Annotated in this window: 22 protein-coding genes; 5 read left to right on the plus strand and 17 right to left on the minus strand. The window is 63.0% G+C overall.

What is annotated here, in order from left to right; genetic code table 11:
- Window positions 1-3 precede the first annotated feature (3 nt).
- Both B0919_RS02020 and B0919_RS02025 read right to left on the minus strand, forming a co-directional pair.
- Window positions 4-1,170 carry a hypothetical protein gene (locus B0919_RS02020; protein WP_078010518.1) on the minus strand — a complete coding sequence of 389 codons (1,167 nt, stop codon included), beginning with the start codon at window positions 1,168-1,170 and terminating at the stop codon, window positions 4-6.
- Window positions 1,171-1,342: 172 nt separating this feature from the next.
- Window positions 1,343-3,616 (minus strand): S9 family peptidase, encoded by a 2,274-nt coding sequence (locus B0919_RS02025; RefSeq protein WP_078010519.1) that lies wholly within the window; start codon window positions 3,614-3,616, stop codon window positions 1,343-1,345.
- A 120-nt stretch (window positions 3,617-3,736) separates the two neighbouring features.
- On the opposite strand from B0919_RS02025, the gene B0919_RS02030 reads away from it, so the two are divergent.
- Window positions 3,737-4,660, plus strand: coding sequence for a hypothetical protein (locus B0919_RS02030; RefSeq protein WP_078010520.1), 924 nt, complete (start codon window positions 3,737-3,739; stop codon window positions 4,658-4,660).
- A gap of 75 nt (window positions 4,661-4,735) precedes the next feature.
- Here the strand turns inward: B0919_RS02030 and B0919_RS02035 are convergent, their stop codons facing one another.
- The gene (locus B0919_RS02035; RefSeq protein ID WP_078010521.1) at window positions 4,736-6,268 is read right to left on the minus strand and encodes an OmpP1/FadL family transporter; all 1,533 of its coding nucleotides are present in this window, start codon (window positions 6,266-6,268) and stop codon (window positions 4,736-4,738) included.
- Between the two features lie 52 nt (window positions 6,269-6,320).
- A complete protein-coding gene (locus B0919_RS25100; RefSeq protein WP_176132809.1) occupies window positions 6,321-7,721 on the minus strand; it encodes a hypothetical protein in 1,401 nt (466 codons plus the stop codon).
- 196 nt (window positions 7,722-7,917) lie between these two features.
- Here B0919_RS25100 and proS point away from each other — a divergent pair, with 196 nt between their 5' ends.
- Complete coding sequence (gene proS, locus B0919_RS02045; protein WP_078010523.1) at window positions 7,918-9,393, plus strand: proline--tRNA ligase; 1,476 nt, start codon at window positions 7,918-7,920, stop codon at window positions 9,391-9,393.
- A gap of 111 nt (window positions 9,394-9,504) precedes the next feature.
- Here the strand turns inward: proS and B0919_RS02050 are convergent, their stop codons facing one another.
- The 5 genes from B0919_RS02050 to B0919_RS02070 form a co-directional block, all read right to left on the minus strand.
- Entirely contained in the window at window positions 9,505-9,750 is a 246-nt protein-coding gene (locus B0919_RS02050; protein WP_254846448.1) for a hypothetical protein, read from the minus strand.
- Between the two features lie 59 nt (window positions 9,751-9,809).
- Entirely contained in the window at window positions 9,810-10,370 is a 561-nt protein-coding gene (locus B0919_RS02055; protein WP_078010878.1) for an NUDIX hydrolase, read from the minus strand.
- A 79-nt stretch (window positions 10,371-10,449) separates the two neighbouring features.
- Window positions 10,450-11,022: a DinB family protein gene (locus B0919_RS02060; protein WP_078010524.1), complete on the minus strand. Its 573-nt coding sequence runs from the start codon at window positions 11,020-11,022 to the stop codon at window positions 10,450-10,452.
- A 66-nt stretch (window positions 11,023-11,088) separates the two neighbouring features.
- On the minus strand, window positions 11,089-11,703 hold the full coding sequence (locus B0919_RS02065; protein WP_078010525.1) for a Crp/Fnr family transcriptional regulator: 615 nt from the start codon (window positions 11,701-11,703) through the stop codon (window positions 11,089-11,091).
- Between the two features lie 144 nt (window positions 11,704-11,847).
- Window positions 11,848-13,890, minus strand: a complete 2,043-nt coding sequence (locus B0919_RS02070; protein WP_078010526.1) for an OmpA family protein — start codon at window positions 13,888-13,890, stop codon at window positions 11,848-11,850.
- A 249-nt stretch (window positions 13,891-14,139) separates the two neighbouring features.
- Between B0919_RS02070 and B0919_RS02075 the strand changes: the two genes are divergently transcribed.
- A complete protein-coding gene (locus B0919_RS02075; protein WP_078010527.1) occupies window positions 14,140-16,161 on the plus strand; it encodes a hypothetical protein in 2,022 nt (673 codons plus the stop codon).
- A 69-nt stretch (window positions 16,162-16,230) separates the two neighbouring features.
- On the opposite strand, the gene B0919_RS02080 is transcribed toward B0919_RS02075, so the two are convergent.
- Window positions 16,231-17,058: a hypothetical protein gene (locus B0919_RS02080; protein WP_078010528.1), complete on the minus strand. Its 828-nt coding sequence runs from the start codon at window positions 17,056-17,058 to the stop codon at window positions 16,231-16,233.
- Window positions 17,059-17,197: 139 nt separating this feature from the next.
- Between B0919_RS02080 and B0919_RS02085 the strand changes: the two genes are divergently transcribed.
- Together B0919_RS02085 and chrA are read left to right on the plus strand one after the other, a co-directional pair.
- Window positions 17,198-18,184 carry an isopenicillin N synthase family dioxygenase gene (locus B0919_RS02085; protein ID WP_078010529.1) on the plus strand — a complete coding sequence of 329 codons (987 nt, stop codon included), beginning with the start codon at window positions 17,198-17,200 and terminating at the stop codon, window positions 18,182-18,184.
- 210 nt (window positions 18,185-18,394) lie between these two features.
- Window positions 18,395-19,666 carry a chromate efflux transporter gene (gene chrA, locus B0919_RS02090; protein ID WP_078010530.1) on the plus strand — a complete coding sequence of 424 codons (1,272 nt, stop codon included), beginning with the start codon at window positions 18,395-18,397 and terminating at the stop codon, window positions 19,664-19,666.
- Between the two features lie 83 nt (window positions 19,667-19,749).
- On the opposite strand, the gene rfbA is transcribed toward chrA, so the two are convergent.
- The 7 genes from rfbA to B0919_RS02125 form a co-directional block, all read right to left on the minus strand.
- Complete coding sequence (rfbA, locus tag B0919_RS02095) at window positions 19,750-20,628, minus strand: glucose-1-phosphate thymidylyltransferase RfbA (protein WP_078010531.1); 879 nt, start codon at window positions 20,626-20,628, stop codon at window positions 19,750-19,752.
- A gap of 59 nt (window positions 20,629-20,687) precedes the next feature.
- On the minus strand, window positions 20,688-21,044 hold the full coding sequence (locus tag B0919_RS02100; protein ID WP_078010532.1) for a four helix bundle protein: 357 nt from the start codon (window positions 21,042-21,044) through the stop codon (window positions 20,688-20,690).
- 44 nt (window positions 21,045-21,088) lie between these two features.
- A complete protein-coding gene (locus B0919_RS02105; RefSeq protein ID WP_078010533.1) occupies window positions 21,089-22,096 on the minus strand; it encodes an SDR family oxidoreductase in 1,008 nt (335 codons plus the stop codon).
- A gap of 101 nt (window positions 22,097-22,197) precedes the next feature.
- Complete coding sequence (rfbB, locus tag B0919_RS02110; RefSeq protein ID WP_078010534.1) at window positions 22,198-23,253, minus strand: dTDP-glucose 4,6-dehydratase; 1,056 nt, start codon at window positions 23,251-23,253, stop codon at window positions 22,198-22,200.
- An 83-nt stretch (window positions 23,254-23,336) separates the two neighbouring features.
- Window positions 23,337-24,359, minus strand: coding sequence for a UDP-glucose 4-epimerase GalE (gene galE, locus B0919_RS02115; RefSeq protein ID WP_078010535.1), 1,023 nt, complete (start codon window positions 24,357-24,359; stop codon window positions 23,337-23,339).
- Between the two features lie 111 nt (window positions 24,360-24,470).
- Window positions 24,471-25,772: a nucleotide sugar dehydrogenase gene (locus tag B0919_RS02120; RefSeq protein ID WP_078010536.1), complete on the minus strand. Its 1,302-nt coding sequence runs from the start codon at window positions 25,770-25,772 to the stop codon at window positions 24,471-24,473.
- A gap of 15 nt (window positions 25,773-25,787) precedes the next feature.
- Window positions 25,788-26,393: an acyltransferase gene (locus B0919_RS02125; protein WP_078010537.1), complete on the minus strand. Its 606-nt coding sequence runs from the start codon at window positions 26,391-26,393 to the stop codon at window positions 25,788-25,790.
- Window positions 26,394-26,442 lie beyond the last annotated feature (49 nt).

Genomic DNA, 26,442 nt, shown 5'->3' on the forward strand with positions numbered 1-26,442 from the left:
CCGTTAGCGCAGCTGCTCCAGGGCCTGCTCGATGTCAGCCAGCTCGGCTTCGCGAAACTCCAGCGCGGGCACTTCGGCAGCCCCGGGCTGCAGCTCCTGCACGGCCAGGTAGGCGCTGCCGTTGAAATAGCGCAGCCCCACCACCACGGCGCGTAGCTGCGCCGGCACCCCGGCAAAGGCGTAGCCATCGGCCTGCGGTGTGCCGGGGATGATGACGCCGGCCTCGGGGTATACCAGCCGCACCGACGTATGCTCGTCGACCTCGGCGGGCACCACCAGGGCCGCTTCACCGGCCGGATGCCAGCTGCGCAGGCAGGTCAGCCAGCCCAGCTCGGCGCTGCGCAGGGCGTTTTCGGCCGGCACGCCAGCCGCCGACGACAACAGGTTGGAGCTGCCGGTAGCACTGCTTTCAGCTGCTGCCCCGATGATGCTGCTCCCGCCGGTAGAGGCCTGCGCGTAAGCTGGGCCACTTTCCGGCTGGGCCTCCACGGGCAATGCGGCCCAGTGCTGCCGGTCGGGGCTGTGGTAGAGCTGGTGGGCGCCGCGGCGCTGCTCATCGGGCAGCTCCAGCTCCACGGCGTAGCCGCTGGCCAGCCGCAAAGCCTGTCCGTGGCCGGTGGTGGCCCGTACCAGCAGCACGCCGCCGGTTTGCATTGGTTCGCCCCCGGCGCCCACGCTGATGCAGTCGGAAAGCAGCAGCTCGGGCAGCGTAAAACACTCTTTTAGCTCGACCCACACCGGTTCCTGCACCGGCCGCTGCTGCTGATCCACCAGAGCGTTGGCCGCCAAACGAATTACGGTCCCTTCACGCCCGCGCACTTCGGCGGGCTGGGTGGGGTCGATGCGGAAAAACTCGCTGGCTTTCAGCGTAAGGTCGAACAGGCGGGCTTCGCTGGGCGCGGACAGCTCGGCGGCCAGGGCCGCCGGCCGCCGCACGGCGCGGTAGCGAATAAGTGGGGCGTTGGCGTTGGTGCGGCGCGCGAGGCGGTGCCAGTCACGCTTGCTAGCCGGCAATGGCGCGGCCGAATCCGCCCAGGCGGTTTCATCGGTGAGCGTCGAGGGACGCGGAGCGGCGGCTTCGGTGCGGGTGGCGCTTTCGCGCTGGCAGCCACCGGCCGTAGCCAGCAGCAAGCCACCCAGCAGCACCGGGGTCAGTCGGAACGGGCGCATATCGACGGGTTTCTACGCAGAATCAGCCTCGCTGAACGATACTTAGGTCATTTTCTTATTCGCCACCATAGCAAAGCCCGCCATTTGGTCGGGCACCGGCCACGGCCCTCATTGGGCGCACGGCTCCGAAGCTCAAACCGAATGACGGGCTTTTTTCTGACTTAGCGGCGGCTTACAAGTTCTGCAGCAAGAAGTTAGTCATCTGCCGGAACAGGTGCAGGCGGGTATTGCCGCCGTAGATGCCGTGGTTGCGGTTGGGGTAGTACAGCTGCTCGAAGTCCTTGTTGGCCTTGATGAGCGCGTCGGTAAAGGCCACCGAGTTCTGGAAGTGCACGTTGTCGTCGCCGGTGCCGTGCACCAGCAGAAACTTGCCCTTCAGCAGGTTGGCAAACTGCACCGGCGAGTTTTCGTCGTAGCCGGCGGCATTTTCCTGCGGGGTTTTCAGAAACCGCTCGGTGTAGATGGAGTCGTAGTAGCGCCAGGTCGTCACCGGAGCCACTGCAATACCGGCTTTGTATAGGTCGGCATTCTTGGTCATGGCCAGGGACGAGAGGTAACCACCGAAACTCCAGCCGAAGATGCCGATGCGCGCCTTGTCCACCCACGGCAAGGTGCCGAGGTACTTGGCTGCCTCGCCCTGGTCGATGGTTTCGAGCTTGCCGAGCTGCCCGTAGGTCGCCTTCTTAAAGGCGGCGCCCCGGCCGCCGGTGCCGCGGTTGTCCACGATGGCCACCACGTAGCCCTGCTGCGCCAGGTACTGAAACCAAGGGTAGTAGTCCACGCTGTTCCACTTGTCGAGCACCCGCTGCGAGCCAGGACCGCCGTACATAAAGGTCAGCACCGGGTACTTCTTGCCCGCTTCCATGTTGGCCGGCTTGATGGTGCAGCCATTCAGCTGCACGCCCTCCGAAGTCTTGAAGGTGAAGAATTCCTGCGGCGTGAAGCTGTAGTCCTTCATCCGTTGCTTCAGCGCCGCGTTGTCTTCCAGCACCTTCACCTCTTTGCCGTCCTGGGCCGTGCGCAGGCTCACCGTCACGGGCTCGTTGGCAGCCGTGTGGTAGTTGAGGTAGTAGCGGAAATCGGGGCTCATGTTCACCACGTCGGTGCCCTGCACGCCGAGCTTTAGCAGAGTATTGGCCCCCGACGTCACGCCCATTGCTACGCCAGGATAGCCCAGCATCTGCTTGCCTTTGCCGTTCAGATTCACGCGGTAGAGGTGGCGCTGAAGGGGCGAGGCCTCCGCCGACACGTAATAAGCAATGCCCTTGGCTTCGTCGAGGCCCACAAATTCGGTGACTTCCCAGGGGCCCGAAGTCAACTGCTTCACCACTTTGCCCTTCATGTCGAAGAGGTAGAGGTGGCGGTACCCGTCGCGCTCCGAGGTGGTGATAAACTGCTTGCCGTTCTGCAGATAACGAAGGTCATCGGTGACTTCCACGTAGGCCTTGTCGGTGTCCGTCCAGGCCACGTCGGTTTTGCCGGTGGCGGTGGTGGCGTGCAGCAGCTCCAGCTTGTTCTGCAGGCGGTTCATGCGCTGAATGCTGAGCAGGCCCGGCGTCTTGGTCCACTGAATGCGCGGCACGTACTGGTCCGTCTCGGTGCCGATGTCCATTTTGGTGGTGCGCCCGGCAGCCACGTCGTACACCGATACCATCACCGTCGAGTTCGGCTCACCGGCTTTGGGGTATTTGTAGCGGTAGTCCTTGGGGTAGAGCGGGCCCCACTCCTGCAGGTTGTACTCGGGCACGCGGCTCTCGTCGAAGCTGATATAGGCCAGCTGTTTGGAGTCGGGCGACCATTGGAAGGCCTTCGACACCTCAAACTCTTCCTCGTACACCCAGTCGCCGCCGCCGTGGATGAGCTTATTAACTACGCCGTCGGTGGTGATAGGCGTCTCCTGCATGGTCTGCAAGTCCACCACGTACAGGTTGTTCTGGCGCATGAAGGCCACGCGGCGGCCGTCGGGCGAGAAGGTGGCGTAGCTCTGCTTGCCGCCGGTGCTCAGCGGCAACAGCTTCTGCGCGGCGCGGTCGTACACGTAGTAGTTGGCGCGCGTCGAGCGGCGGTAGATGGGCTCGGTAGCGGTGCTGAAGAGCATCTTCTGCTCGTCGGCGTTGAACTCGTAGCCGTCCACGCTGATGGGCTGGTCGGCGCCCGCGGGGCGCAGCTGCTGGCTCGATACCAGCGTCTGCGTGGCTTGGCCGGTAGTTACGTCGTGCTGCACCACTTCGCCTTTGTCCAGGGCGGAGTAGTAGCGGCCGTCGCGCATCCAGTTGAAGCCCTGCACCTGCCGGGCCGCGAAGGTACCCTTGGCCCAAACGTCTTCGAGGGTAATGGCTTGGCGCTGCTGCGCCACCACGGGCGCCAAAGGCAGCAATACGGCGGCTGGGGTGCTGCCCAGCAGCAGGCCCGCAGCCAGGCCGAAAGTCTTAAACGGGTGGATCATGTAAGAAAACTCAGTGGCAGCGTTAAAGGTACGCGGCCGCGCCAACGTCGGCGCCGCGGCGGGCAGGGTTGCAGCCCGGCCGCCGTTCGTCTCCGCTTTTCTCCGACCTTTGCCTTACCTATGCGCCTGTTCCGTTCCTTATATCTACTTGCCCTGTTGCCGCTGGCCGTAGCCTGCGAAACGCCTGACAGGACGCCGCTGCTCGATTTTGTCTCCAACGGCACAGCTACCACAGGCGACCGAACCGCCTCGGCCGGCGACACGATAGAAGTGCGGGTGTTTGCCCAGACCAGCGACTTGGGCCAGGACCGCTCGGAAGACCCGCCGCTGAAGAGCCTGACCATCACGGCGCAGGAGCAGTTTTACCTCGACGCCAACCGTCCCGAGTTCCGAGACACGCTGACGTATTACTTCCGGGACAAGATCAACAGCCAGTCGTTCTCGTTCACGCACCGCTTCAGCGCCAGCACCAACGCCGGCCGGCAAACCTGGGTGTACACCGCCTTGGACGAAGCGGGCAACCGCGCCACGCGCCGGATTACCGTTACGGTGCGCCCCGCCGATTCGCTCGCCGCCCTGCACAGCTACACTGTGCGCCTGCAGCCGCCACTGAACAGAACCAATCGGGCGGCCTTGGCGGCGCTACGCGGCTTCGCGCTGCCGCCGCACGCCACCGATACCCTGGATTACCAACGCCTGACCGACATCCTGTACGTGCCCACCACCGCGGGCCCTACCCTGGCTTCGCCAACTTCGGCTACCGCCTCGCCTAATTTCCGGGTGCAGGACTGGACGGTTCGCCGGCTCACCGTGCTGGCCGTTACGTCGCTTAGCTCGACCTCCTTCGCCAACATCACCAACGAAACGGCCCTGACCGCAGCCGTTACGGCCGCGGCTCCATCCGCCAGCAGCACCGCGCCACTGGCCAAAGGCCGGGTAGTGGCCTTCCGCACCGCCGATGGCAACGACGGCCTGATCAACGTCAGCGACATTTCCACTACCACGGGCGTGCTCACGCTCGATGTGAAAGTGCGACGACGCTAACCGATACCCCAAAAACAACAACGGGCGGCTCCTTGCGGGGCCGCCCGTTGTTGTTTTACAGGCTGTGGGAAGTGCTTAGAACTGCAGGCCCAGCGTCAGGGTGGTCGTCAGGCGGTTGGTATTGACCTTCACCTCCGGCTGCGCGCCGCTGGCCAGCGTGTAGGGCGAGTATACCCGGTTGGCCGTGCTGTACACGCCCGCGAGGTCCAGCGACAGGTTACGCTGCCGGAAGCCTACGCCGCCCGTGTAGTACTCCTGCGTGCGGTCGAAGCGGCTGTCGCGGTACGGGTCGCCGTAGCTGGCGTAGCCGGCCCGCAGGCGGAAGGCATCCAGCCGTGCTTCGGCCCCGAGCCGCACGTTCACCACGCGCTTGTAGATCTGGCTGATGCGGTCATTTTCCGACGCAAACGAGTACGTATCGCCGTCCTGCAGGTCCGAGGCGTTGCGCAGCCGGGCCTCGCTGTAGTCCAGCGTTTCCACGTCGGCCGACACGAAGCCGTACTTGCCAATGACGGCCGCCACGCCCCCGCTGGCACGCCACGGTGTGGTGAGCCGGTAGCTGTAGCGGCCCGGCTCGGTCTTGACGGAGCTGGACGAAACGCTCTGCCCCCCTACCGTAATGGGCTGCCGGAACTCGGCGCTCAGGGCCGTGCTGTACTCGTCGTCGAGCTGGAAGAAGGTAGGCGACTGCACCGAAGCCCCCACACGCAGCCAGTCCAGCGGCCGGTAGATGGCGCCGAGGCGGGCGTTGAAGCCGCTGCCGCGGGTGCGCAGCTCGTCGCGCAGCGTCAGGCTGCCAAACGAGCGGCTGGAGTTCGTCTCGTCGGTTTCTACCAGTTCGCTCGTGGAGTTGTAGCGGGAGGTCAGTATACCGAAGGCACCGCCGATGTAGAATTTGTCGCGGTAGCTGCCCCCGTAGCCGATATCAAATTGCGTCTGCGAGCCGGAGGTCAGCACCAGCTCTTCCTGCGTGGCCGAGGTACGCTGCAGCGGCCCAGGCGTCACGATGGCGTCGCGGCCGTTCACGCGCCCGAAATCGGACAGGAAAGACCCGTACGCCAGCCCGTCGAGCGAGGTGTAGCTGCGCACCGAGTCCTGCCCGTAAATGTCATCGAGCGAGGCTCGCGGCTCGCGGAAGCGCTGAAACAGCGACCGGTTGTCGGGCAGGGTGCTGCGGTAGCGGAAGCTGGCGTTGAAATCGTTGACGCGGGTAAAGCCTACGGCCAGCGTACCACCGCGCCAGTCGTTGTTGTCGCTGTCGGGGCGGCGGTTGGCAAAGGCAATCGACGCGTTAGCGACGTGGAAGTTGTTGCGGGTGTCGCGCAGTTGCGGCGAGCCGTTCACGTTGCCCACGCGGGCATCCGAGTTGGTAATGCCGAGACCGGGCGAAAAGCTGAATTCCGAGCGTTGGAACAGACCCAGGCCGGCCGGGTTGCTGACGAGGTTACCCAGGTCAGCACCCACGGCCACGTTGGCACCGCCGGCGCCCAGGGAGCGGGCTGTACCACCAAACTGCAGGCGCGAATAGCGCAGTGCATCGGCTTCATTTTGGGCAAAGAGGGGGCTGGCCAAGCCCAGCAGGGCCAGCCCCATGGCATAGCGTTTCATAGCTAAAGGGATATGCGGATAAAACTCCGCGGAAGAAACAGAGAGATGGGCGCTAGTTTACGCGGCCCCGGCCACCGCCGCCGTGGCTACCACCGCCACCGCCAGAGTTACCGCCGCCGGAGTTGCCACCTCCGCCCCCAAAGTTGCCGCCGCTACGCTCGTAGGAGCGCGACGGGGCTTCGTAGGAACGCGTGGGCGCCTCGTAGGCGCGGGTAGGCGCTTCGTAGCTCCGCTCGCGGCGGGTGGGCTGCTGGTCTACCTGCGGCGAAGGCGTGCTGGATTCATTGTAGCGCGACTCGCGGCGCGGCCGCGAGTACTGGGGTTGCGGCTGCGAATATTCGGGCTGCGAAGTGGTCTGGTTGTTCTGGGTTGCGCTACCAAACTGATTCACCCGGCCATTGCGGCGCTTGGTATTGCCGTAGTCCGTCGTCTGGTCACCGAGCTGCGCGTTGGGCGTAGCGCCTTCCGGCTTGCTGGCGGCAGCTTCGGTGATACGGTACAGGCGGCCCCGACCGGGTTGTGCCCCCTCAGCAGCTTGCTGCGGCGCGGCATCCCCGGTGCGCGTCACGCGCCCGTTCGGCGAGGTGGAGAACCCACCGCCTCCGCCACCACCCACCACGGCTCCGTCCGACACGCGCGAACGGTAGCGGCTGGGTGTTTCGACGGCACGGCCGCCGGTATTTTCGTCCACGCGGGGTCGGCCACCGCCGCCGTTACCCGTCGCGCCCACCACTTCCACACTGCGGTCGGTGCGGTGAGCGTAGTTCACGTTGCGGCCGCCGGAGCGGTAACCGTCCCAGTTGCCGTAGTAGCCATTGCCCCGGCCGCCACCGTAGAGGCCGGAATAATACCCGTCGTAGAAGCCGTTGTAGTAAGCGCTGCCGTAGCCGTACCCATAACCATACCCGTAGGGCCGGTAGCCATAGCCGTACCCATAGGAGGGCCCCCAGCCGCCCCAGCGACCCAGGCCCCAACCGATGTTGATGGAAATGGACGATCCGCCGTACCAACTCGGTCCCCAGAACGGGTCAGCCCAGCCGCCGTAGCCGTAGTACGGGCTATACGCCCAGCTCGAGCCGTAGAAAGGTGCGGGGCTGTACCAGAACGGGTCGTTGTAGCCCCAGTAGTTGTTGTAGCCCATGCCCAGGCCGTTATAGCGCCGGCGGCCCATGTAGGAGTAGTCGTAATCGTCGCTGTAGTATTCATCGGAGGCGCTGCCTCTGGAACGCTTAGCGGTGCTGTACTCCGGGTTGGCTACTGCATCGGGGTCATCGATGCCAGCTTCATTGGACGACTGATCCGCCGTCGAGGCCGTGGCTTGTTCAGAGATACGGTCTTTGGAGGAGTAATAAACGCCATCGGGCTCCGTCATGACGTAGCCGGTGGATGCCACGCAGCCGCCAAGCGAGAGCAGGGCGAGGGCCGGCAATAAGGTGGTTGAGATATGTTTCATGGCAGCGTGCGCGGGAATGTAAAGACGGTATGAGCAAGAACGGTTGGACCCTAGAGGTTGTTCAACCTCACTTGGTTGGTCGGGGCGGAATGCTCCGGTTTAATAACGTACTTTGGGCCCGAAACGGTGCCCGTATGGTACAGGCAAATCTTGTACCAAGCTCGGGAACTTTTTTCTTTCTCTAAGATACTCCAAGATGAGCAAACAGTTGCCGAAGCGCAGCGAGGATTATTCCCTGTGGTACAACGAGTTGGTAAAGCGTGCCGGCCTGGCCGAAAATTCGGCCGTGCGCGGCTGCATGGTCATTAAGCCCTACGGCTACGCCATCTGGGAAAAAATGCAGCGGACGCTGGACGATATGTTCAAGCGCACGGGCCACCAGAATGCCTACTTCCCGCTCTTCGTGCCCAAAAGCTTGTTTGAAGCCGAGGAGAAAAACGCCGAAGGCTTTGCCAAGGAATGCGCCGTGGTGACGCACTACCGCCTGCAAACCGACCCCGATAAGCCCGGCAAACTGCGCGTGGACCCCAACGCCAAGCTGGAAGAAGAACTGGTGGTGCGCCCGACCTCGGAGGCCATTATCTGGAGCACTTACAAAGGCTGGATTCAGAGCTACCGCGACCTGCCGCTGCTCATCAACCAGTGGGCTAACGTGGTACGCTGGGAAATGCGTACCCGTTTGTTCCTGCGTACCGCCGAGTTTCTCTGGCAGGAAGGCCACACCGCCCACGCCACCGACACCGAAGCCCTGGCCGAAACGCGCCAGATGCTGGACGTGTACGCCGAGTTTGCCGAGGAGCACCTGGCCCTGCCCGTGGTGAAAGGCGTCAAGACCGAGAACGAGCGGTTTGCCGGCGCCGTGGAGACGTACTGCATCGAGGGCATGATGCAGGACGGCAAGGCCCTGCAGGCCGGCACCTCGCACTTCCTGGGCCAGAACTTCGCCAAGGCGTTCGACGTGCAGTTCACTAATAAGGAAGGCCAGCTCGAACACGTATGGGGCACGTCCTGGGGCGTGAGCACCCGCCTGATGGGCGCCCTGGTGATGGCGCACTCCGACGACGAAGGCTTGGTGCTGCCGCCCAAGCTGGCTCCGATTCAGGTAGTCATCGTGCCGATTTACAAGACCGGCCAGCTCGACGAGCTGCTGGAGCGCATCCGCCCCATTCAGATGGGCCTGATCCAGCGCGGTATTTCGGTGAAGATTGACGACCGCGACACCGAGCGCCCCGGCTTCAAGTTTGCCGAGTGGGAGCTGAAGGGCGTGCCCGTGCGCCTCGCCATCGGTGCCCGCGACCTGGACAACGGCACCATCGAAGTGGCCCGCCGCGACACCAAGGAGAAGCTGAATCTACCGCTGGCCGACATCGTGAGCAGCATCGATCAGCTGCTGCAGGACATTCAGGAAAACATCTACCGCAAGGCCCTCAACTTCCGCGAGTCGCACACCACGCGCGTCGACAGCTACGAGGAGTTTAAGCAGGTGCTGGACGAGAAGGGCGGCTTCGTGGTGGCCCACTGGGACGGCACCGGCGAGACGGAGGAGCGCATCAAGGAAGAAACCAAGGCCACCATTCGCTGCATCGCGCTGAACGAGCCCGACGAAGACGGCGTGTGCATGGTGACGGGCAAGCCCTCGAAGCGCCGCGTGTACTTCGCCCGGGCCTACTAAGTCACCGGTGCTGACGGGTTACGCAGATTTTGTAGCCCCTCAAAGTCGTCCTACCTGACAGCAAAAAGCCCCGCTACCGGCCGGTAGCGGGGCTTTTTGCGGCTGGACATATTACTGCGCCTCCTGAATGGCTCGTTTCAGCTCGTCATCCGACAGGTTGTCCAGCCAATCCTTGCTTAGCTCCAGGCGCACGGTCTGGGCGCCGCCGCTGGGGGTGCACACCACGGGCACGGTGCCCTCGGCCGTTTCGCTCTTTTCTACCGCTTCGGCCGTGGCCGCGCTGTCGACGGCGGCGTAGGCCTGCACGCAGGTCCAGGTGGTATTGTGCTGGTCGGTTACTTCGCGTTGTTTCATCATAGCTCGGTGGTACGCAAGGTCGGGCGGGCAGTTATGCCCACCCGCCGCGGGCCCAGAAGCTACGCGCCGGCTTGCAGCTTGCGCAGGGCCAGCAGGCACAAGGCTACGGAGCCGGCCACGCGGATGCGGCCGCTCAGCACCATAGCTTCCACTTCGGCCAGCGGCACGGTGAGCACCTCGATGTTTTCCGTTTCGTCCAGCTTCTGCTCGGCCACGCGGCGGGCGTTGCGGGCCAGAAAGAAATAGATGCGGTTGGTGTCCTTGGTGGGGTTGTCGGTGATTTCCGCCAGCAGCTCCACGTCGTCGGTGGCGTAGCCGGTTTCCTCCAGCAATTCGCGCCTGGCAGCCTCCAGGGGCGCCGTTTCGTCCTCGTCGACTACGCCCCCGGGCAGCTCGATGAAAATGTCGCCGGCCGCGTGCTTATACTGTCGCACCAGCAGCACCTGCTCGTCGGCGGTGAGGCAGAACACCAGCACCACGTTCGGGCGTACGCTCACGAAGTAGTCGTCGAGCACTTGCCCCGTGGGCAGTTGCACGTGGTCACGCCGCAGCTTGTACCAGCGGTGGTCTACCACCAACTCTGATTGCAGGATTTTCCAGGGCTCAATTTTCGCGGGCATCAGCAGCAGCAGGGACAAACGAAGGCGCAAGTTAGGCCTCGGGCCGTAGCATGCGCCGCCTGGGCCGCGCAACCTTCTGTTACACCGACAGCAGCGGTGCCGGGGCGTGCACCGATTGCGACGCGCGCACGGCCTGCTGCACGTGCCGCTCGGCGTGCAGCACCACAAACTCCAGGGCCTCGCCCGTGCGCAGCTTCAGCAGGCGAAAGAACTCCACCGGTACGGCTTTACGGTTCAGGTCGGTGTGCGGCGCAGCGTCGAGCAGGCCCAGCAGCTCCTTCAGGTGCTGGCGAAACTCCTCCAGCCCGGCCCGGCTCAGCTGGCTACCGGCGGGGTTCATGTGGCGCACCGTTTTGTGGCGCCGGCCGTTATCGGGTCGCACGATGGCCAACGACTTGCGCCCCAACCAGCTGTAGCGCACTTGGGCTGAGGTGGCCACCGATTCCTGCCGCGCCACGGCCCGGGTCAGCACCGGGTGGTAGTAGCGGCTGTAGCGGTTCAGGTGCTCCAGGCACTCCAGGACGCTCCACGCGCTGGCGCTGGGCTTGTGGTTCAGCGCGGCGTCGCTCAGAGGCAGCAGCTCCGTTTCGACGGTGCGCTGCAGGCGGCGCGTAGTGGCCCGCAGTTGGGCAACAAAGGCGTTGGCGTTCATGGCTTAACCCGTTTCAGTGGGTTAAGCAAAAGTCGGTGCCTGGAGGGCGCTGACTCTTGATTACGCTCAAGATTTTGCGCCCAGGCGGCTTAGCGTTTCGGGCGTCATGCGCAGGTAGGCGGCAATGTGCTTCTTGGGTATCAGCTGAAACAGGTGCGGACTGCGCTTGAGCACGCGCTCCAGGCGCTGCTGGGGCTCGGGCAGCAGCAAATCAATCTGCCGCTCGATCAGGCCCAGCACCGCCCGCTCCATTTCCAGGTGCCAGAAGCGGGCGAAGTTGGCGTTTTCGTCGATGAGCCGCAGCCAGTCGGTTTTCGCAATGGCCAGCAGCTCACATTGCTGCAGCGCCTGCAGGCAGTACTCGGAGGGCTGCCCCGTCAGAAACGAAGGCACACTGGTAGCCAGCGTGTTAGGATAAGCGAAGCGGGTGTAAATGTCCTCATCGGGCATGGGCCGGTAAATGCGCAGGGTGCCTTTCAGCACGAAGTACAGGTGCGCTTCCGTCTGCCCCACGCCCATTAGCAAGTCACCGCGCCGCAACGACACCCGCCGGCGCCACAGCGGCAGCATCTGCTCAATGTCGGCGGCGGTCAGCTGCGGAATCTGCTGCAGCAGCGCCGCCAGCCGCCCCACGTCTGGGTGGGCGCGGGTAGGCTCTTCGATGGCGTGGAAGGTGGGCATGGGCTTGCATGGCTGACGGGCCAATCTACCGAATAACCAGTCGTTTTGCCACCCGCCAAACAGCAGCGGCCGGCCCCGCGAAGGAGCCGGCCGCTGGTCAGCACTGGCGTATTGAATGGTCAGCGGGCTAACCCAGTAACCATTTTACTTCTTCGTAATCACGAATTCCACGCGGCGGTTGAGCTTGCGCGTTTCCTCCTGGTCGTTCGGGGCAATGGGCTTGGTGTCGCCGAAGCCCTGAGTGGTGATGCGGCTGCTGGCAATGCCCTTAGCCACGAGGTACTTCTTCACCTCGGTCACGCGGTCGTTGCTCAGCTTCAGGTTCAGCGCTGGGTCGCCCTGGTTGTCGGTGTGGCCCTGCAGCTGAATTTCCACCTGCGGGTAGTTCTTCAGGATGGCCACCAGACGCTGCAATTCGGGGTAGGAATTTTCGCGCAGGTAGTACTTGCTCTGGGCGAAGAAGATGTTGTTCAGCTTGATCTTCTGGCCCACTTCGAAGGGAATCAGGTACAGGTCCTGGGTTTCTTCGGAGTACTTCTGCCGGTCGGTTACGTCCAGGTTCTGGTCCTCGGACAGGTAGCCGGTGGCATCGGCGCGGTAGCCGTAGTGGGCACCGGTGGGCAGCACGATGGTGTAGGTGCCGTCGGTGGCGTTGGTTTCCACCACCCCGATTTCCTCGCCGGTAATCAGGTTCTCGTAGCGCACCGTGGCCGCTACCGGCTTCTTGGTGGCGGCATCGAGCACGCGGCCACGCACCAGGGCTACCACTTCGGGCTTGTTGTTGGAAGAGAGGCTGATGCGAAAAATGTCGCGCGAGCCGTCGTTGCCGTTGCGTTCCGATACGAGATAGGCCTCGTCGCCGGCCGCCGAGAGGGTGAAGTAGCCGTCGGCCGCGGGCGAGTTGACGCTCGGGCCCAGGTTACGCGGCTTCGACCAGTTCGTCCAGGAGTCGTCGAGGCGCTTGGAGTAGAAAATGTCGCTCTTGCCGTAGCCCGTGTGCCCCTCCGAGGCGAAGTACAGCGTCTTGCCATCGGGCGCGAGGAAGGGCGCAAACTCCGCCTGCTTGGTATTGATGTTGCCGCCCATGTTCTGCGGCCGCGAGAAGGAGCCGTCGGCCTGCCGGAAGCTCACGTACAGGTCCTGCTGCCCTTTGCCGTCCTTGCGCTCCACGGCCATCAGCAGCTGCTTGCCCGAGGTGCTGAGGAAGAAGTCGACGTTTTCCTCGTCGTCGTTGTAGAAGTCCTGGATTTTCAGCTTTTCCGGCTGCGTCCAGCCCGTCGACTTGCGCCGGGTAATGCTGGCGCCTTTCGGGTCCACCGAGCCATCGGGGTTGTAGACGCTGATGAGCACGGCCGTATTGCCGTCGGCCGAAACCGAAGCCACACCATTGCCCCAGGTGGTATTGATAGGCGTACCGGCGTTTTTGGCCTGCCCCCACTGCTTGGTTTTGGCGTTGGTAAGGGTGGAGTACCACACGTCCTGTGGGTCCTTGGCCCCGCCCACGTTCTGCGGGTGGCCCTGCCGGGCAAAAAACAAGGTGCGGCCGTCGGGAGCAATAACGGGGTGCACCTCGGTGAACTTGGTATTGACGTTCGGGCCGAGGTTGACCATGGCCGAGTCGAAGGAAATGCTTTCCGAGGGCGCGGCCTTGAACTCCTTCTTCACCATCACGTCGGTCACGTCGGCCACGCCGATGGCGTCGATCTGGTTCACGCCGTTCACCTTGGCCGTGTTCATCGTCACCACCACACCGATAGTGCGGTAGGTGCCGGCCGCAAACGTTACCTGCAGGGTGCGGAACAGTTCGGGCAGCGGGCCGGGGCTCGGGTTTTCGTACACCTGGTGCCGTTCGCCGCGGGTGTCCACCAGCTCAATCCTGATGATGGAGCCGGGGTTGAAGTTTTCCACCACGGTCACCTGCTTGGCCACTACCGACTTGGCAAACTTCACCTCGATGAACTCCTTCGGGCCTTCCTTTTTCGGAATCCAGGCTTCGTTGCTGATCTGGCCCAGGGGCAGGGCGTTGGGCTCGCCGAGGACTTTCTCGGGCGAGAAGGGCTCTTTGCCCTCGGCTTTCTGCGACGATACCTCCACCACTTTCGCCGCCCAGACGGCGTGCTGGGCCCAGGCCCCACTGCTTCCCCCCACCAACAATCCTAATGACAGGACAAGTGAACGTATGCTCATATTAAGAAGTGTGGCCAAAACGATGCCTGCGCACAGCAGCCCAGACGTACCCCGGGCCTATTACGCATGAGTTCCAAAGACGTCTTATGGCAACCGGAAGTTTCGGTTGGTGCCAAAAGGCCCCAAAAATACAAATCATTACCGGCTGGCTCCACCACACAAGCATGTCAGTCGGCAGAAAAGCAGGTTGTGGGCCGCTATTCAAAGTAGTACTTTACGACGTCATCCCTCCCCGCCCCGCCGCTTGCTATGCGCTGCTTCGCCCGCTTCTGGAAGGCCGCTCTGAGCCTGGGCGGCGCGTGCCTGGGCGCCGGCGCAGCGGCCATTGCCCAGACGCCCAGTGACGTAGCAACGACAGCCGTGCTGCCGGCCGATACGCTGGTGGCAGCCCGCCTGCACGTGCGGCGCATCGGGGTGAGCACCTACACGCAACAGAGCGAGCTGCTGGGCCGCTGGCGCCTGACGCCCCGGCAGCAGCTACGTTACCGCGCCCTCACCGAGTGGGTGTACGACACACGCGGCCGCCCACCCTTCGTGCGCGAGGACTACCGCGGCGACCTGCTGCACCTCGTGCAGCTGGGCCGGGCCTGGGAGGCCGGTCAGCAGGTGATGTACGATTACAGCCACGCCAGCCACATCCGCACCGTGACGTGGCTCGGGCGCGTGGGCTGGCAGCACCGGCTGCGCCCGCACTCGGGGCAGGACTCGCTGTCGGCCGTGCGGCTGGCCCTGCTCGGGGGCCTCACCCACGACGCCCGCAACCAGCGCCAGGACCTGGGCCCGACCTACGGCGTGGAGCTGACAGCCCTGCTGCGCCCCCTGGCCGCTTGGTCTGATCCGGTGGGCGTGCGCGTGGTGGGCACCCAAAGCCAGCTGGGCCCGCGGCGCTGGCAGCGGGCCCTGGCCGACGTGTTTTATCAGCGCCCGTTGGATGAAAACAGCCTCGGCCTGCTGCGCCTCGGCTACCGCAACACGCGCACCGAAGACTACCTGCCCACCAACGTGCAGCGCATCCAGAGCGATACGCTGGCGGCGCAGGTTACCTGGCACTACCAGCTGCCGGGGCAAGCCGCGTTTCACTCCGATAACAGCGTGCTGCTGCCTAGCCGCGCGTTTTTGTACCGCCGCCTCAGCCCGCAGGCCGATACGGTACAGAACCTGGGCTACCGCCAGCACGAGTACGACACCCGCCAGGAGCTGGTGCTGACGCACCGCAAGCTGCAGGCGCGGGTGCAGTTCTGGTACCACGAGCGGGCCCGCAACTACTACCTCGACAACAACCGCTACCTCTCCCCTACCCGCCTGGCCACGGCCGAGCAGCGCGAACGAATCAGGGACATTCTCGAAAAGACCACTCAATGGCAGGGCGAACTGACCTGGCTGCCGCATCCGCGCCACGCCGTGGCGGTGAGTGGCTCGGCCCAGCTGCTGCGCGTGGATACACCTAGCTCCGAAAACTACCAGGACCGCGACGAGGCCAGCCACCAATTGCGCCTGCGCGTGACGTCACGCTGGCACCCTACTTTCCGCACCACACTGGGGCTGTGGGGCGAATACCGGCAGCTGGTGTTCATCAAAGCCCAGCAGAGCGCCGAAAACTACACCGACCGGCTGCTGCACTGGGAGCCCGGCTTCGCCTGGGTGCCGGGCAGCTTCAGCTGGCGCGGCGCCTATCACCTGTGGGTGAGCTACCAGGTGCGCGACCGGCCCAGTGAGCAATTGCGTAACCGCGCCAGCCGCGTGCTGGAGCTGGAGCAGCATCTGCAGTGGGAAGTGCGCCCACAGTGGTTGCTGACGCTGGACTACCAGCGGCGGGAAAACCGCATCGGGCAACTCAACTGGCAAGCCTTCAAGGAAAGCCCGCTTGATACCACCATCATCCACGACCTGAGCCTGGGCATGCGCCGGGGCTGGCGCGGGGTGCGCGGCCAGAGCAGCGTGCGCGCCGGTTACCGCTTTCTGGAGCAGCGCAGCCACCAGCGCGCCGCCCTGCTGCCCGAAGGCTCCGGCTCCCCGGGCCTCATTTACTTGCACGCCCTCACCCGCCAGCAGGGCCCCGAGCTAAGCTACGAGCGCCGCGCCGGCCCGCTGGTGCTGACGACCTCCCTGTGGCTGCAACAGCTGCAGAACCTATACCGCTACCGCGCGGGCCGCGGCAGCTACGTGGGCAGTACCTACACCGCCGAGGAACTGGCCCAGACCAACAAGCGCCTGCTGCCTTACTTCGAGCTGCTGCTGGAGTGGCAGCTGCGGCGGGCGCGCCGCTGGTAGCCCCCAAAAGTCAGCGCCGGCCTCCCGCATGAGAAACCGGCGCTGACCTTGCACGAGCAGACAGGCGCGTTACGGCTGCAGCGTGAACGTGCGCGTAACCGTGTTGAACGGCCCCGGGATAACCTTACCGTCGGCGTCCACCAGCTCCAGCTTGATGGTGTTTTCGCCCATGGGCAGACCTTCCATCATGTAGGGCGCCCACTGATCCAGCAGGAACTCCGTGCTGTTGATGGTGGCGCGCACCTTATTGTGTTCTGGACCAAGGGTAGTGTTGACCAGGTAGAAATCCAGCATCACGCTCTTGGCGTCGTTGCCGGTGTACACGTCCTTGGGGCGGCTATAGAACAGGTGCGGGGCCTTCACGTCGAAGGCCATGGGCTGGGCCGCCGACTTGCCCACGGTTATGACGCGCAGGTCGTAGGCGGAGCGGTGCTTCAGGCTTTCGTGGTAGGAGCGCGACAGAAACGAGAGAACCACGTGCTGCCCGTCGGGAATGTCCTTGGTAAACTCCGTGGTGTAGTGCGCCGTGTAGGGCTGGTTGTCCACGATGTTGTGGATGTGCTGGCCCTTGGCCGAGTTGGCCAGGTGCTCGGCGTGCATGCTTTCCGTCATCTTCGTGAGCTGAAAGTTGGTCAGGTCGTAATCGAAGGCGACGGCGCCGCTAGGCACCGTGGAATTGGCAGCGGGCGTGTTCAGGCGCAGGCCGGCAGCTGCGTATTTGGGCGAGTCGGTAAACGGCGTGAGGCGGATGCCGTTCTTCTCTATGGTAGCCGCCGAAGCGGTAGCTGAAGTTACTGTTTCGGCCGTGGCAGTAGTGGTGTCGGCCTTTTGCTTGGAGGTGTCGCAGGCAGCCAGACTCAGGGCGGTCAGGCCGAGCAGGCAAAGGGATTTGTACATGAAATCAGGTGGAGGTAAAAGGTGGTGCCCCCCCGTACGGCAAGGCCGCTAAGGCGGTTGATTTAAAATATGGCAACGATAAATTGAGTATCTTGCCGAACTCTAAAAAGACGTTCCCCAAACGTAATTCCCACTCGCTATGAGCGAAAAATTGTTGGAGGAAATCCCCTCGCTGGACTTGGCGGATTTCCGCTCCGGTGACCCGGAGCGCAAAGCGAAGTTTGTGCAGCAGCTCGGCGAAGCCTACCAGAACATCGGCTTCATCGCCCTCAAAAATCACGGCCTCACCGAAGAACAGACCCAGAAGCTGTACACCGACGTGAAAGCCTTCTTCTCCCTCCCCGACGAGGTGAAGCAGCAGTACGAAAAGCCCGAGCTGGCTGGCCAGCGCGGCTACGTGAGCAAGGGCAAGGAGCACGCCAAGGGCCGCAACACCGGCGACCTGAAGGAGTTCTACCACGTGGGCCAGGAGGTCGACGACCCCAACGACCCGATCGGCGCCGAGTACCCCGACAACATCTGGCCGCAAGAGGTAGAAAGCTTCGCCAACACCTCGCTGACGACCTACAAGACGCTGGAAGCCGCTGGCAAGGACGTACTGCGCGCCATTGCCCTGTACCTGAACCTGCCGGAGAACTACTTCGACGATAAGGTGCGCAACGGCAACAGCATCCTGCGCCCCATCCACTACTACCCCATCGAAAACCCCGATGCGGTACCGGCCGACGCCGTGCGCGCCGCCGAGCACGGCGACATCAACCTCATCACGCTGCTGATGGGCGCCTCCGCCGACGGCCTGCAGGTACTGCGCCGCGACGGGCACTGGATTCCCATCACCGCCCTGCCCGACCAGATTGTGGTGAACGTGGGCGACATGCTGCAGCGCCTGACCAACGGCGTGCTGAAGAGCACCATCCACCGCGTGGTGAACCCGCCCCGCGAGAAAATGAACTCCTCGCGCTACAGCATTCCCTTCTTCATGCACCCGCGCTCCGAAATGAGCCTGGCTGCCCTGGAAAGCTGCGTGACGCCCGACAATCCCAAGCAGCAGCCCGACATCACGGCCGGCGAATTCCTCAACGAGCGTCTCATCGAGCTCGGGCTGAAGAAAAAGTCGACGATGTAAGCGAAGCCCTGCGGCTTGGCCCAACCGACGCGGTGCCACGGCTTCAGAGCCGTGGCACCGTTGTTTTTATACGGCTGCCCGGCAAGCACGTAAGCGGCTTAAAGTAAACGCCGTTCTGCCCCGACTTCAGCCCTAAAGCACTACCTGGGCAGTTGGCCGTTCACGCGGGATTGTGCTTCTTTACCATTACCACCCTCCCGATTACTGCCCGTGCAGCCCTCCGAACCAGCCGAAGTGAAGCTGGCGCCCCCGCCCAAGCGCCTTCGTACCAAGCGCGTGCGCGGTATCATCTTTCTGAAGGACGTCGCCGTGCTCGGTCTCACGGCTTTTGGGGGCCCGCAGGCGCACACGGCCATGATGCTGCGGGTACTGGTGGACAAGCGCCGCTACCTTTCGTCGGCGGAGCTGCTGGAGCTGATGGCCCTGTGCCAGGTGCTGCCCGGGCCCGGCTCCACCCAAACCATCACGGCCATCGGGTTTCGCCTGGGCGGGCCGAACCTGGCCTACCTCACCCTGCTGGTCTGGATGCTGCCCTCGGTGCTGCTGATGACCGGCGCCGCGCTTAGCCTGAACTACCTCGACAAAGCCCAGGTCGGTCAGCTGGTGCGCTTTGTGCAGCCGGTGGCGGTGGGCTTCGTGGCGTATTCGGCCTACAAGATTGCCGAGAAGGTAATTCACACCAAAACCGCCGTGGCCCTGCTGGTAGCCGCCGCGCTCATTGCGTACTTCTTTCAGCTACCCTGGGTACTGCCCATTTTGCTCGTGAGCGGTGGGCTGATTACCACCTTCCGCTACCGCAAGATGCCGCAGGTGGAGAAAAAAGAGCCTCTGCGGGTTGAATGGTCCAACTTCGTGCTCTGGCTCGGGGTGTTCATTGTGGCCGCCTTATTGGGGCATTACACGCGCGCGCTGCCCATGCGCCTGTTCGAAAACTTCTACCGCAACGGCTCCCTGGTGTTCGGCGGCGGGCAAGTGCTGGCGCCGCTGCTCTACGCCGAGTTTGTAGAATTCAAACAATACCTCTCCGGCGAGGAATTCCTCTCCGGCTACGGTCTGACGCAGGCCTTGCCGGGGCCTAACTTCTCCATTGCTGCCTACATCGGTGCGCTGGCCATGCGCGACTACGGCACCAGCGGGCAGCTGATCGGGGCCGTAGTGGGCGCCGTGGGTATTTTCATGCCCGGCACGCTGCTCATCTTCTTTCTGATCCGTTTCTGGGACCAGCTCAAGCAGTACCGCGTGGTACGTTCCTCCCTGGAGGGTATCAACGCCGTATCGGCCGGGCTGGTGGTGGCGGCCACTTTCCTGCTCTACCACCCTTTGCCCGACGGCCCCACCTGGCACATGCCGGGCCGTTACGGCGTCGACTTACCGCTCAACCCCATCATCGTCGGCGCGACCTTCCTGATACTACTCTGGGACCGACTGCCGTCCTACGTTCTGGTACTTAGCGCCCTGCTACTCGGCGCCCTGCTGCCGTAGGGCGATAAGGAATGAAAAAGGAGGAGTGAAGAATGGTCGTTCTGCCATTCTTCACTCCTCCTTTTTCATTCCTGATTAAGGTATTACCCTTCCAGCAGCTGTTGCTCAGGCAGGCGTAACAGGTAGTCGCCGTAGCCGCTCTTGCGCAGGGGCTCGGCAATTTTGCGCAGCTGCTCGGCATCGATAAAGCCCTGGCGGTACGCCACTTCCTCGATGGAGCCCACCTTCAGGCCCTGGCGTTGCTCGATGACGCGTACGAACTCACCGGCCTGCATCAGGCTCTCGAAGGTGCCGGTATCCAGCCAGGCGGTGCCGCGGCCCAGGATACCTACTTTCAGCTTGCCACGGCGCAGGTACTCCTGGTTCACGTCGGTGATTTCATACTCGCCGCGGGACGAAGGCTTCAGGTCCTTGGCAATCTGCACCACTTCGTTGTCGTAGAAGTACAAGCCGGGCACGGCGTAGTTGCTCTTGGGCTGCTTGGGCTTCTCTTCGATGCTGAGCGCCTGGCGGTTGTCGTCGAACTCCACCACGCCGTAACGCTCCGGGTCGTGCACGTGGTAAGCGTACACCACGCCGCCGTCCGGGTCGCTGTTGCTCTTGAGCAGTTCCTCCATGCCGGCGCCGTAGAAGATATTGTCGCCGAGCACCAGGGCCACTTTGTCCTGCCCGATGAAATCGGCGCCGAGCACGAAGGCCTGGGCCAGCCCGTTGGGCACCTCTTGCACCACGTACTCAAAACGGCACCCCAGGCTTTGCCCGTCGCCGAGCAGCTTCTGGAACTGGGGCTGGTCGTGCGGGGTGGTGATGATGAGAATTTCGCGGATGCCCGCCATCATCAGAATCGACAGCGGATAGTATATCATCGGCTTGTCGTAGACCGGCATGAGCTGCTTGCTGACGGCCAGCGTGAGCGGGTGCAAGCGGGTGCCGGAGCCGCCGGCCAGGATGATGCCTTTCATTTGGGAGGATGAAGGATGGAAGGATGAAGGATAAAGGACGCTTTGCAGGTTGGCGCGGCTTATCCTTTGCGGAGGGTTTGGATCAGGGAAATTATCTGGCGGTGGACTGACTGTACTCTGGCAGAAACGGTTTCCGCCCCTTCCTTTGAGGCAAACCCCAGCCTTTCGGCAATGACGATTTGGGTAATTAACTCGGTGCACGAGCCGCTGGCGTAGTGCAGAAACTGGGTAAACTCCGCATTGGAAGCCCGCCCGGCACCTTCGCCAATGTTCGAGCCCACCAAAACGGCAGCCCGATTCATTTGGCTTACTAGATTAAATTTTTCGGATGAGGGAAATAAGGACGTCAGCTGGTACACTTCCACTGCCAGATTAATGGCATCCTGCCACACCCGCAGTTCCCGGTAATCATGCATGACGTGAAATTCGTAAGAACCTTTTGACCTTTATCCCTTATCTATCAATCCCTCATCCCAATAAACTCTTGGTTGGCGCGGAACCAGTCCAGCGTCTTCTTCAGGCCTTCGCGGATGCGTACCTGCGGGTCGTAGCCCAGCAGGTTCTTAGCCTTGGAGATATCCGCCAGCGAGTCGCGGATGTCGCCGGCGCGGTTGGGGCCGTACTCCGGGGTGATGTCGACGCCGGCTTCCTCTTTGAGGATGTTGAACAGGTCGTTGAGCGAAGTGCGGTCAGCCACGGCGATGTTGTACACCTGATTCACGGCCTCGGGGTTCTGCACCAGGGCCGCCCGGATGTTGGCCTGCACGCAGTTCTCCACGAAGGTGAAGTCGCGGGTCTGGCCGCCGTCGCCGTTGATGCGCGGCGCCTTGCCCTGCAACACTGCGTCGATAAACAGCGGAATCACGGCGGCGTAGGCCCCGTTCGGGTCCTGGCGCGGGCCGAAGATGTTGAAGTAGCGCAGCCCGATGATTTCCATGCCGTAGGTCTTCCCGAATACGTCGGCGTACAGCTCGTTGGCGTACTTGGTCACGGCGTAGGGCGACAGAGGCTTGCCGATGCGGTCCTCTACCTTGGGCAGGTGGGGCGAGTCGCCGTAGGTCGACGAAGATGCGGCGTACACGAAGCGCTTCACACCCGCGTCCTTGGCAGCCACCAGCATGTTCACGAAGCCGCCCACGTTCACGTCGTTGCTCGTAATCGGGTCGTTGATGGAGCGCGGCACCGAGCCCAGCGCGGCTTGGTGCAGCACCACGTCGACGCCCTCGCAGGCCTTGCGGCAGGCTTCCGGGTCGCGGATGTCGCCATCCAGGATTTCCAGGGCCGGGTGGCCTTCGAACAGGCGCAGGTTCTTGCGGAAGCCGTTGGAGTAGTTGTCGAAGGTGTGCACCTTCTTCACGCCGTACTTCAGCAGGTACTCAACGATGTTGGAACCAATAAAACCTGCCCCGCCGGTGACGAGGAAGGTCAGGTTATCGAGCGGCTGCTCGTGAAAGGGGGATTCGTACATGCAGATTTAATGAAGAAGGAGAAATGAGGAAGCAAGAGCAGGCAACGGAAGCTGAGCGGCGACGCACTTCTTCCCTTCTCCTTCTTCCTTCCTCATTGATACTACCGTGCCGCGTACTGCTGGCGGTAGTAATCCTGGTAGGCGCCGCTGGTCACGTTGTGCAGCCACTCCTCGTTTTCGAAGTACCAGTCCACCGTCTGGCGCAGGCCCTGCTCGAAGGTCACGGAGGGCTTCCAGCCCAGCTCGTTCATGATCTTGGAGGAGTCGATGGCGTAGCGCAGGTCGTGGCCGGCGCGGTCGGTGACGAACTTGATGAGCTGGCGGGAGGTGCCTTGCGGCTTGCCGGTTTTCTCGTCCATCACGTCGCAGAGCAGGTGGATGAGGTCGATGTTCTTCCACTCGTTCACGCCGCCGATGTTGTAGGTCTCGCCTACCTGGCCCTTATGGAACACCGCGTCGATGGCCGTGGCGTGGTCCTTCACGAACAGCCAGTCGCGCACGTTTTCGCCCTTGCCGTACACCGGAATCGGCTCGCCCTTCTGGATGCGGTGCAGCGCCAGCGGGATGAGCTTCTCGGGGAAGTGGTTGGGGCCGTAGTTGTTGGAGCAGTTCGACACCTTTACCGGCATGTGGTAGGTGTGGTACCAGGCCCGCACGAAGTGGTCCGACGACGCCTTGGAGGCCGAGTACGGCGAACGGGGGTCGTAGGGCGTGCTTTCCGTGAACATGTCGGTGCCCATTTCCAGCGAGCCGTACACCTCGTCGGTGCTCACGTGGTAAAACACCTTGCCCTCGTAGCCCAGGGGCTGCCACAGGTGGCGGGCAGCGTTCAGCAGGTGCACCGTGCCGAGCACGTTGGTCTTGACGAAGGCCAGCGGGTCGGTAATGGAGCGGTCCACGTGCGACTCGGCCGCGAGGTGAATCACCGCATCCGGCTCCTCGGTAGCAAAGAGCTGGTCCACGAAGGCCTGATCGGTCAGGTCGCCCTTCACGAAGCGGTAGTTCGGCCGGTCCTCGATGTCGCGCAGGTTTTCCAGGTTGCCCGCGTAGGTCAGCGCATCCAGGTTCAGGATCTGGTACTGGGGGTACTTCGTGACGAACAGGCGCACCACGTGCGACCCGATAAAGCCCGCCCCGCCGGTAATGAGGATTTTCATGAGATAAATGAATGGATGGGCGAATGAGCCAATGAGTGGGTGAATTGCCGCCAAGGCATCTGCTCACCCACTCATTGGCTCATCTACTCATTTTTCAAGGTTTGCTGCCAGCGCCAGGCTGTGGTCAGCGCTTCTTCCAGGCCCACCTCGGTGCGGAAACCCAGCACCTCGGCGGCTTTGGTGGCATCGGCGTAGATGGCGGGCACGTCGCCGGCGCGGCGCGGACCGGTGCGGTACTTCAGCGGCTGGCCGGTAACCTTCTCGAAGGCACCTACCACTTCCAGTACCGAGTTGCCGTTGCCGGTCCCCACGTTGAACACTTCCACGTCTTCGGCTTTGCCGTCGAGCTGACGCTGCACCGCTACCACGTGGGCGCGGGCCAGGTCACCGACGTAGATGTAGTCGCGCACGCAAGAACCGTCAATGGTGTCGTAGTCCACGCCGTACACGGTCAGCTCTTGGCGCCAGCCGGCGGCCGTCTGCGTCACGAAGGGCACCAGGTTGTTGGGCACGCCCAGCGGCAGCTCCCCGATCTTGGCCGACGGATGCGCGCCGATGGGGTTAAAGTAGCGCAGCAGGATGCTTTTCACCTCGTTGCCGGGTGCCTGCGACAGGTCACGCAGAATGTCTTCGCACATCTGCTTGGTGCGGCCGTAGGGCGAGTTGGCGGGTTTGGTCGGCGTCTGCTCGGTCACGGGCAGCGCGTCCGGCACGCCGTACACGGTGCAGGACGAGGAGAAGACCAGGTTGTTCACCTTGAACTCCTGCATCAGCTCCAGCAGCACGAGCAGCGAACCAACGTTGTTCTGGAAATAGGCCAGCGGCTTCTGCACCGATTCGCCCACGGCCTTGAAAGCCGCGAAGTGAATCACGCCGGCTACATCGCCTTCCTGCTCAAATACCTGCCGAAACGCGGCCTTGTCGTTGCAGTCGACGTGGTAGCTTTTCACTTCCGCACCTAGAATGCTGCGCAGCCCATCCAGCACCGACTCCTTGGAGTTGGAGAAATTGTCGACGATAACTGGCTGGAAGCCCGCTTCCTGCAGGGCCACCACCGTGTGCGAGCCGATGTAGCCCGCGCCGCCCGTGACGAGAATCTTTTTCATAGGTGAAATAGTGAAATGGTGAAATAGTGAGTTGATGCTCAGGAGGCGCGCCACTGCGCAGATAGCGCAAGCAGAACGTCACTCCCCATTTCACCACCTCACCATCTCGCTTTACAGGCTCCAGTAGTGCAGCGCGTCGTTGTTGATTTTCTCGCGGAACAGGCCCTTAATGTCCACCAGCACGGCTTTGTCGGCGGTGATGGACTTGAAGTACACTTCGTCCTTCTCGGTGTAGGGCTTGTGGCTCACGGCCACGATAACCGCGTCGTAATCCGAGCCGATCTGCTCCTGCGGCGTGAGGCGGAAGCCGTACTCGTGGTGCAGCTCGTCGGAGTCGGCGTGCGGGTCCACGATGTCGATGTTGACGGAGAAGTTTTTCAGCTCGTTGATGACGTCGGCCACCTTGGAGTTGCGGATGTCTTCCACGTTTTCCTTGAACGTGGCGCCCATCACCAGCACCTTGCTCTTGGCCACGTCCTTGCCCTGCTTGATCATCATCTGCACGGTTTTGCGCGCGATGTAGGCGCCCATGCCGTCGTTGGTGGTGCGGCCCGAGAGGATAACCTTCGCGTCGTAGCCCAGCTCCTTGGCCTTGTAGGTCAGGTAGTAAGGATCCACACCGATGCAGTGGCCGCCCACCAGGCCGGGCGAAAACTTCAGGAAGTTCCACTTGGTGCCGGCAGCTTCCAGCACCTCGTAGGTGTTGATGCTCATGCGGTCGAAAATCATCGACAGCTCGTTCATCAGGGCGATGTTGACGTCGCGCTGGGTGTTTTCGATGATCTTGGCGGCTTCGGCCACTTTGATCGACGAGGCGCGGTGCACGCCGGCCTTCACCACCAGCTCGTAGGTCTGGGCAATTTCCTCCAGCGACTCGGCGTCGCAGCCGGCCACCACCTTCACGATGGTCGAGAGCGTGTGCTCCTTGTCGCCGGGGTTGATGCGCTCGGGCGAGTAGCCCACCTTGAAGTCAGTGGGGAATTTCAGGCCCGACTCGCGTTCCAGAATCGGAATGCAGTCCTCTTCGGTGCAGCCCGGGTACACGGTCGATTCGTAGACCACGTAGTCGCCGGCTTTCAGCACCTTGCCCACCGTGGTCGAAGCGCCGATAAGCGGCTTCAGGTCGGGCATGGCGTGCTCGTCGATGGGCGTGGGCACGGCCACCACAAAGAAGCGGGCCTCGCGCAGCACGTCCAGCGAATCGGTAAAGGTGATGTCGCAGCCTTCAAACGCTTCGGATTCCAGCTCCCCGCTGGGGTCTACGTGATTGCGCATCATCTCCACGCGCTGGGCGTTGATGTCGAAGCCGATAACGCTGATTTTGCGGGCAAACTCGAGGGCAATGGGCAGGCCTACGTAGCCGAGGCCGATGACGGCCAGCTTGGCCTCTTTGTTCAGTAACTGCTCGTACACAGGTCGTTGCGTTGGTTACGCGTTGGAGTCGGGAGTAATACAGGTAAGGGTGCCGTTCTGGTGAAGGCTGTACACCTCGCCGCCCTCGGGGCAGCGGGCGTAGCCCTCGGCGTCGAACCGGAGCACGTGGCCGGCGCGGCTCATCCACCCGCGGCGGCGGGCGGGGTTGCCGTATACCAGGCCGTACGCTGGTACGTCCTTGGTTACGACGGCGCCGGCCCCCACGAAGGCGTAGTCACCCAGGGTGACGCCGCACACGATGGTGGCGTTGGCGCCGATGCTCACGCCGCGGCCCAGCCGGGTGGGCTGGTACTGATGGCGGCGCACCACGGCAGCGCGCGGGTTCAGCACGTTGGTAAACACTACGGAGGGGCCCAAAAACACATCGTCGGCGCATTCTACGCCAGCGTACAGGCTTACGTTGTTCTGCACCTTCACATTGCGGCCCAGGCGTACGCCACCGGCCACAAACACGTTCTGGCCCAGCGAACAATCTTCGCCCAGCTCGGCCCCGCTGCTCACGTGGCAGAAGTGCCAGATGCGCGTGCCGGCGCCGATGCGGCACCCTTCGTCGAGGACGGCGGTGGGGTGCGCATAGTACGGGGAATCGGTATCGGGCATTGAACGAACGCGGAGCTGGTTTTTCGGCCCCCAAAGGTAGGCCTTTTCA

Source organism: Hymenobacter sp. CRA2 (assembly GCF_002007105.1).
In the GTDB taxonomy this organism is placed as follows: Bacteria; Bacteroidota; Bacteroidia; order Cytophagales; family Hymenobacteraceae; genus Solirubrum.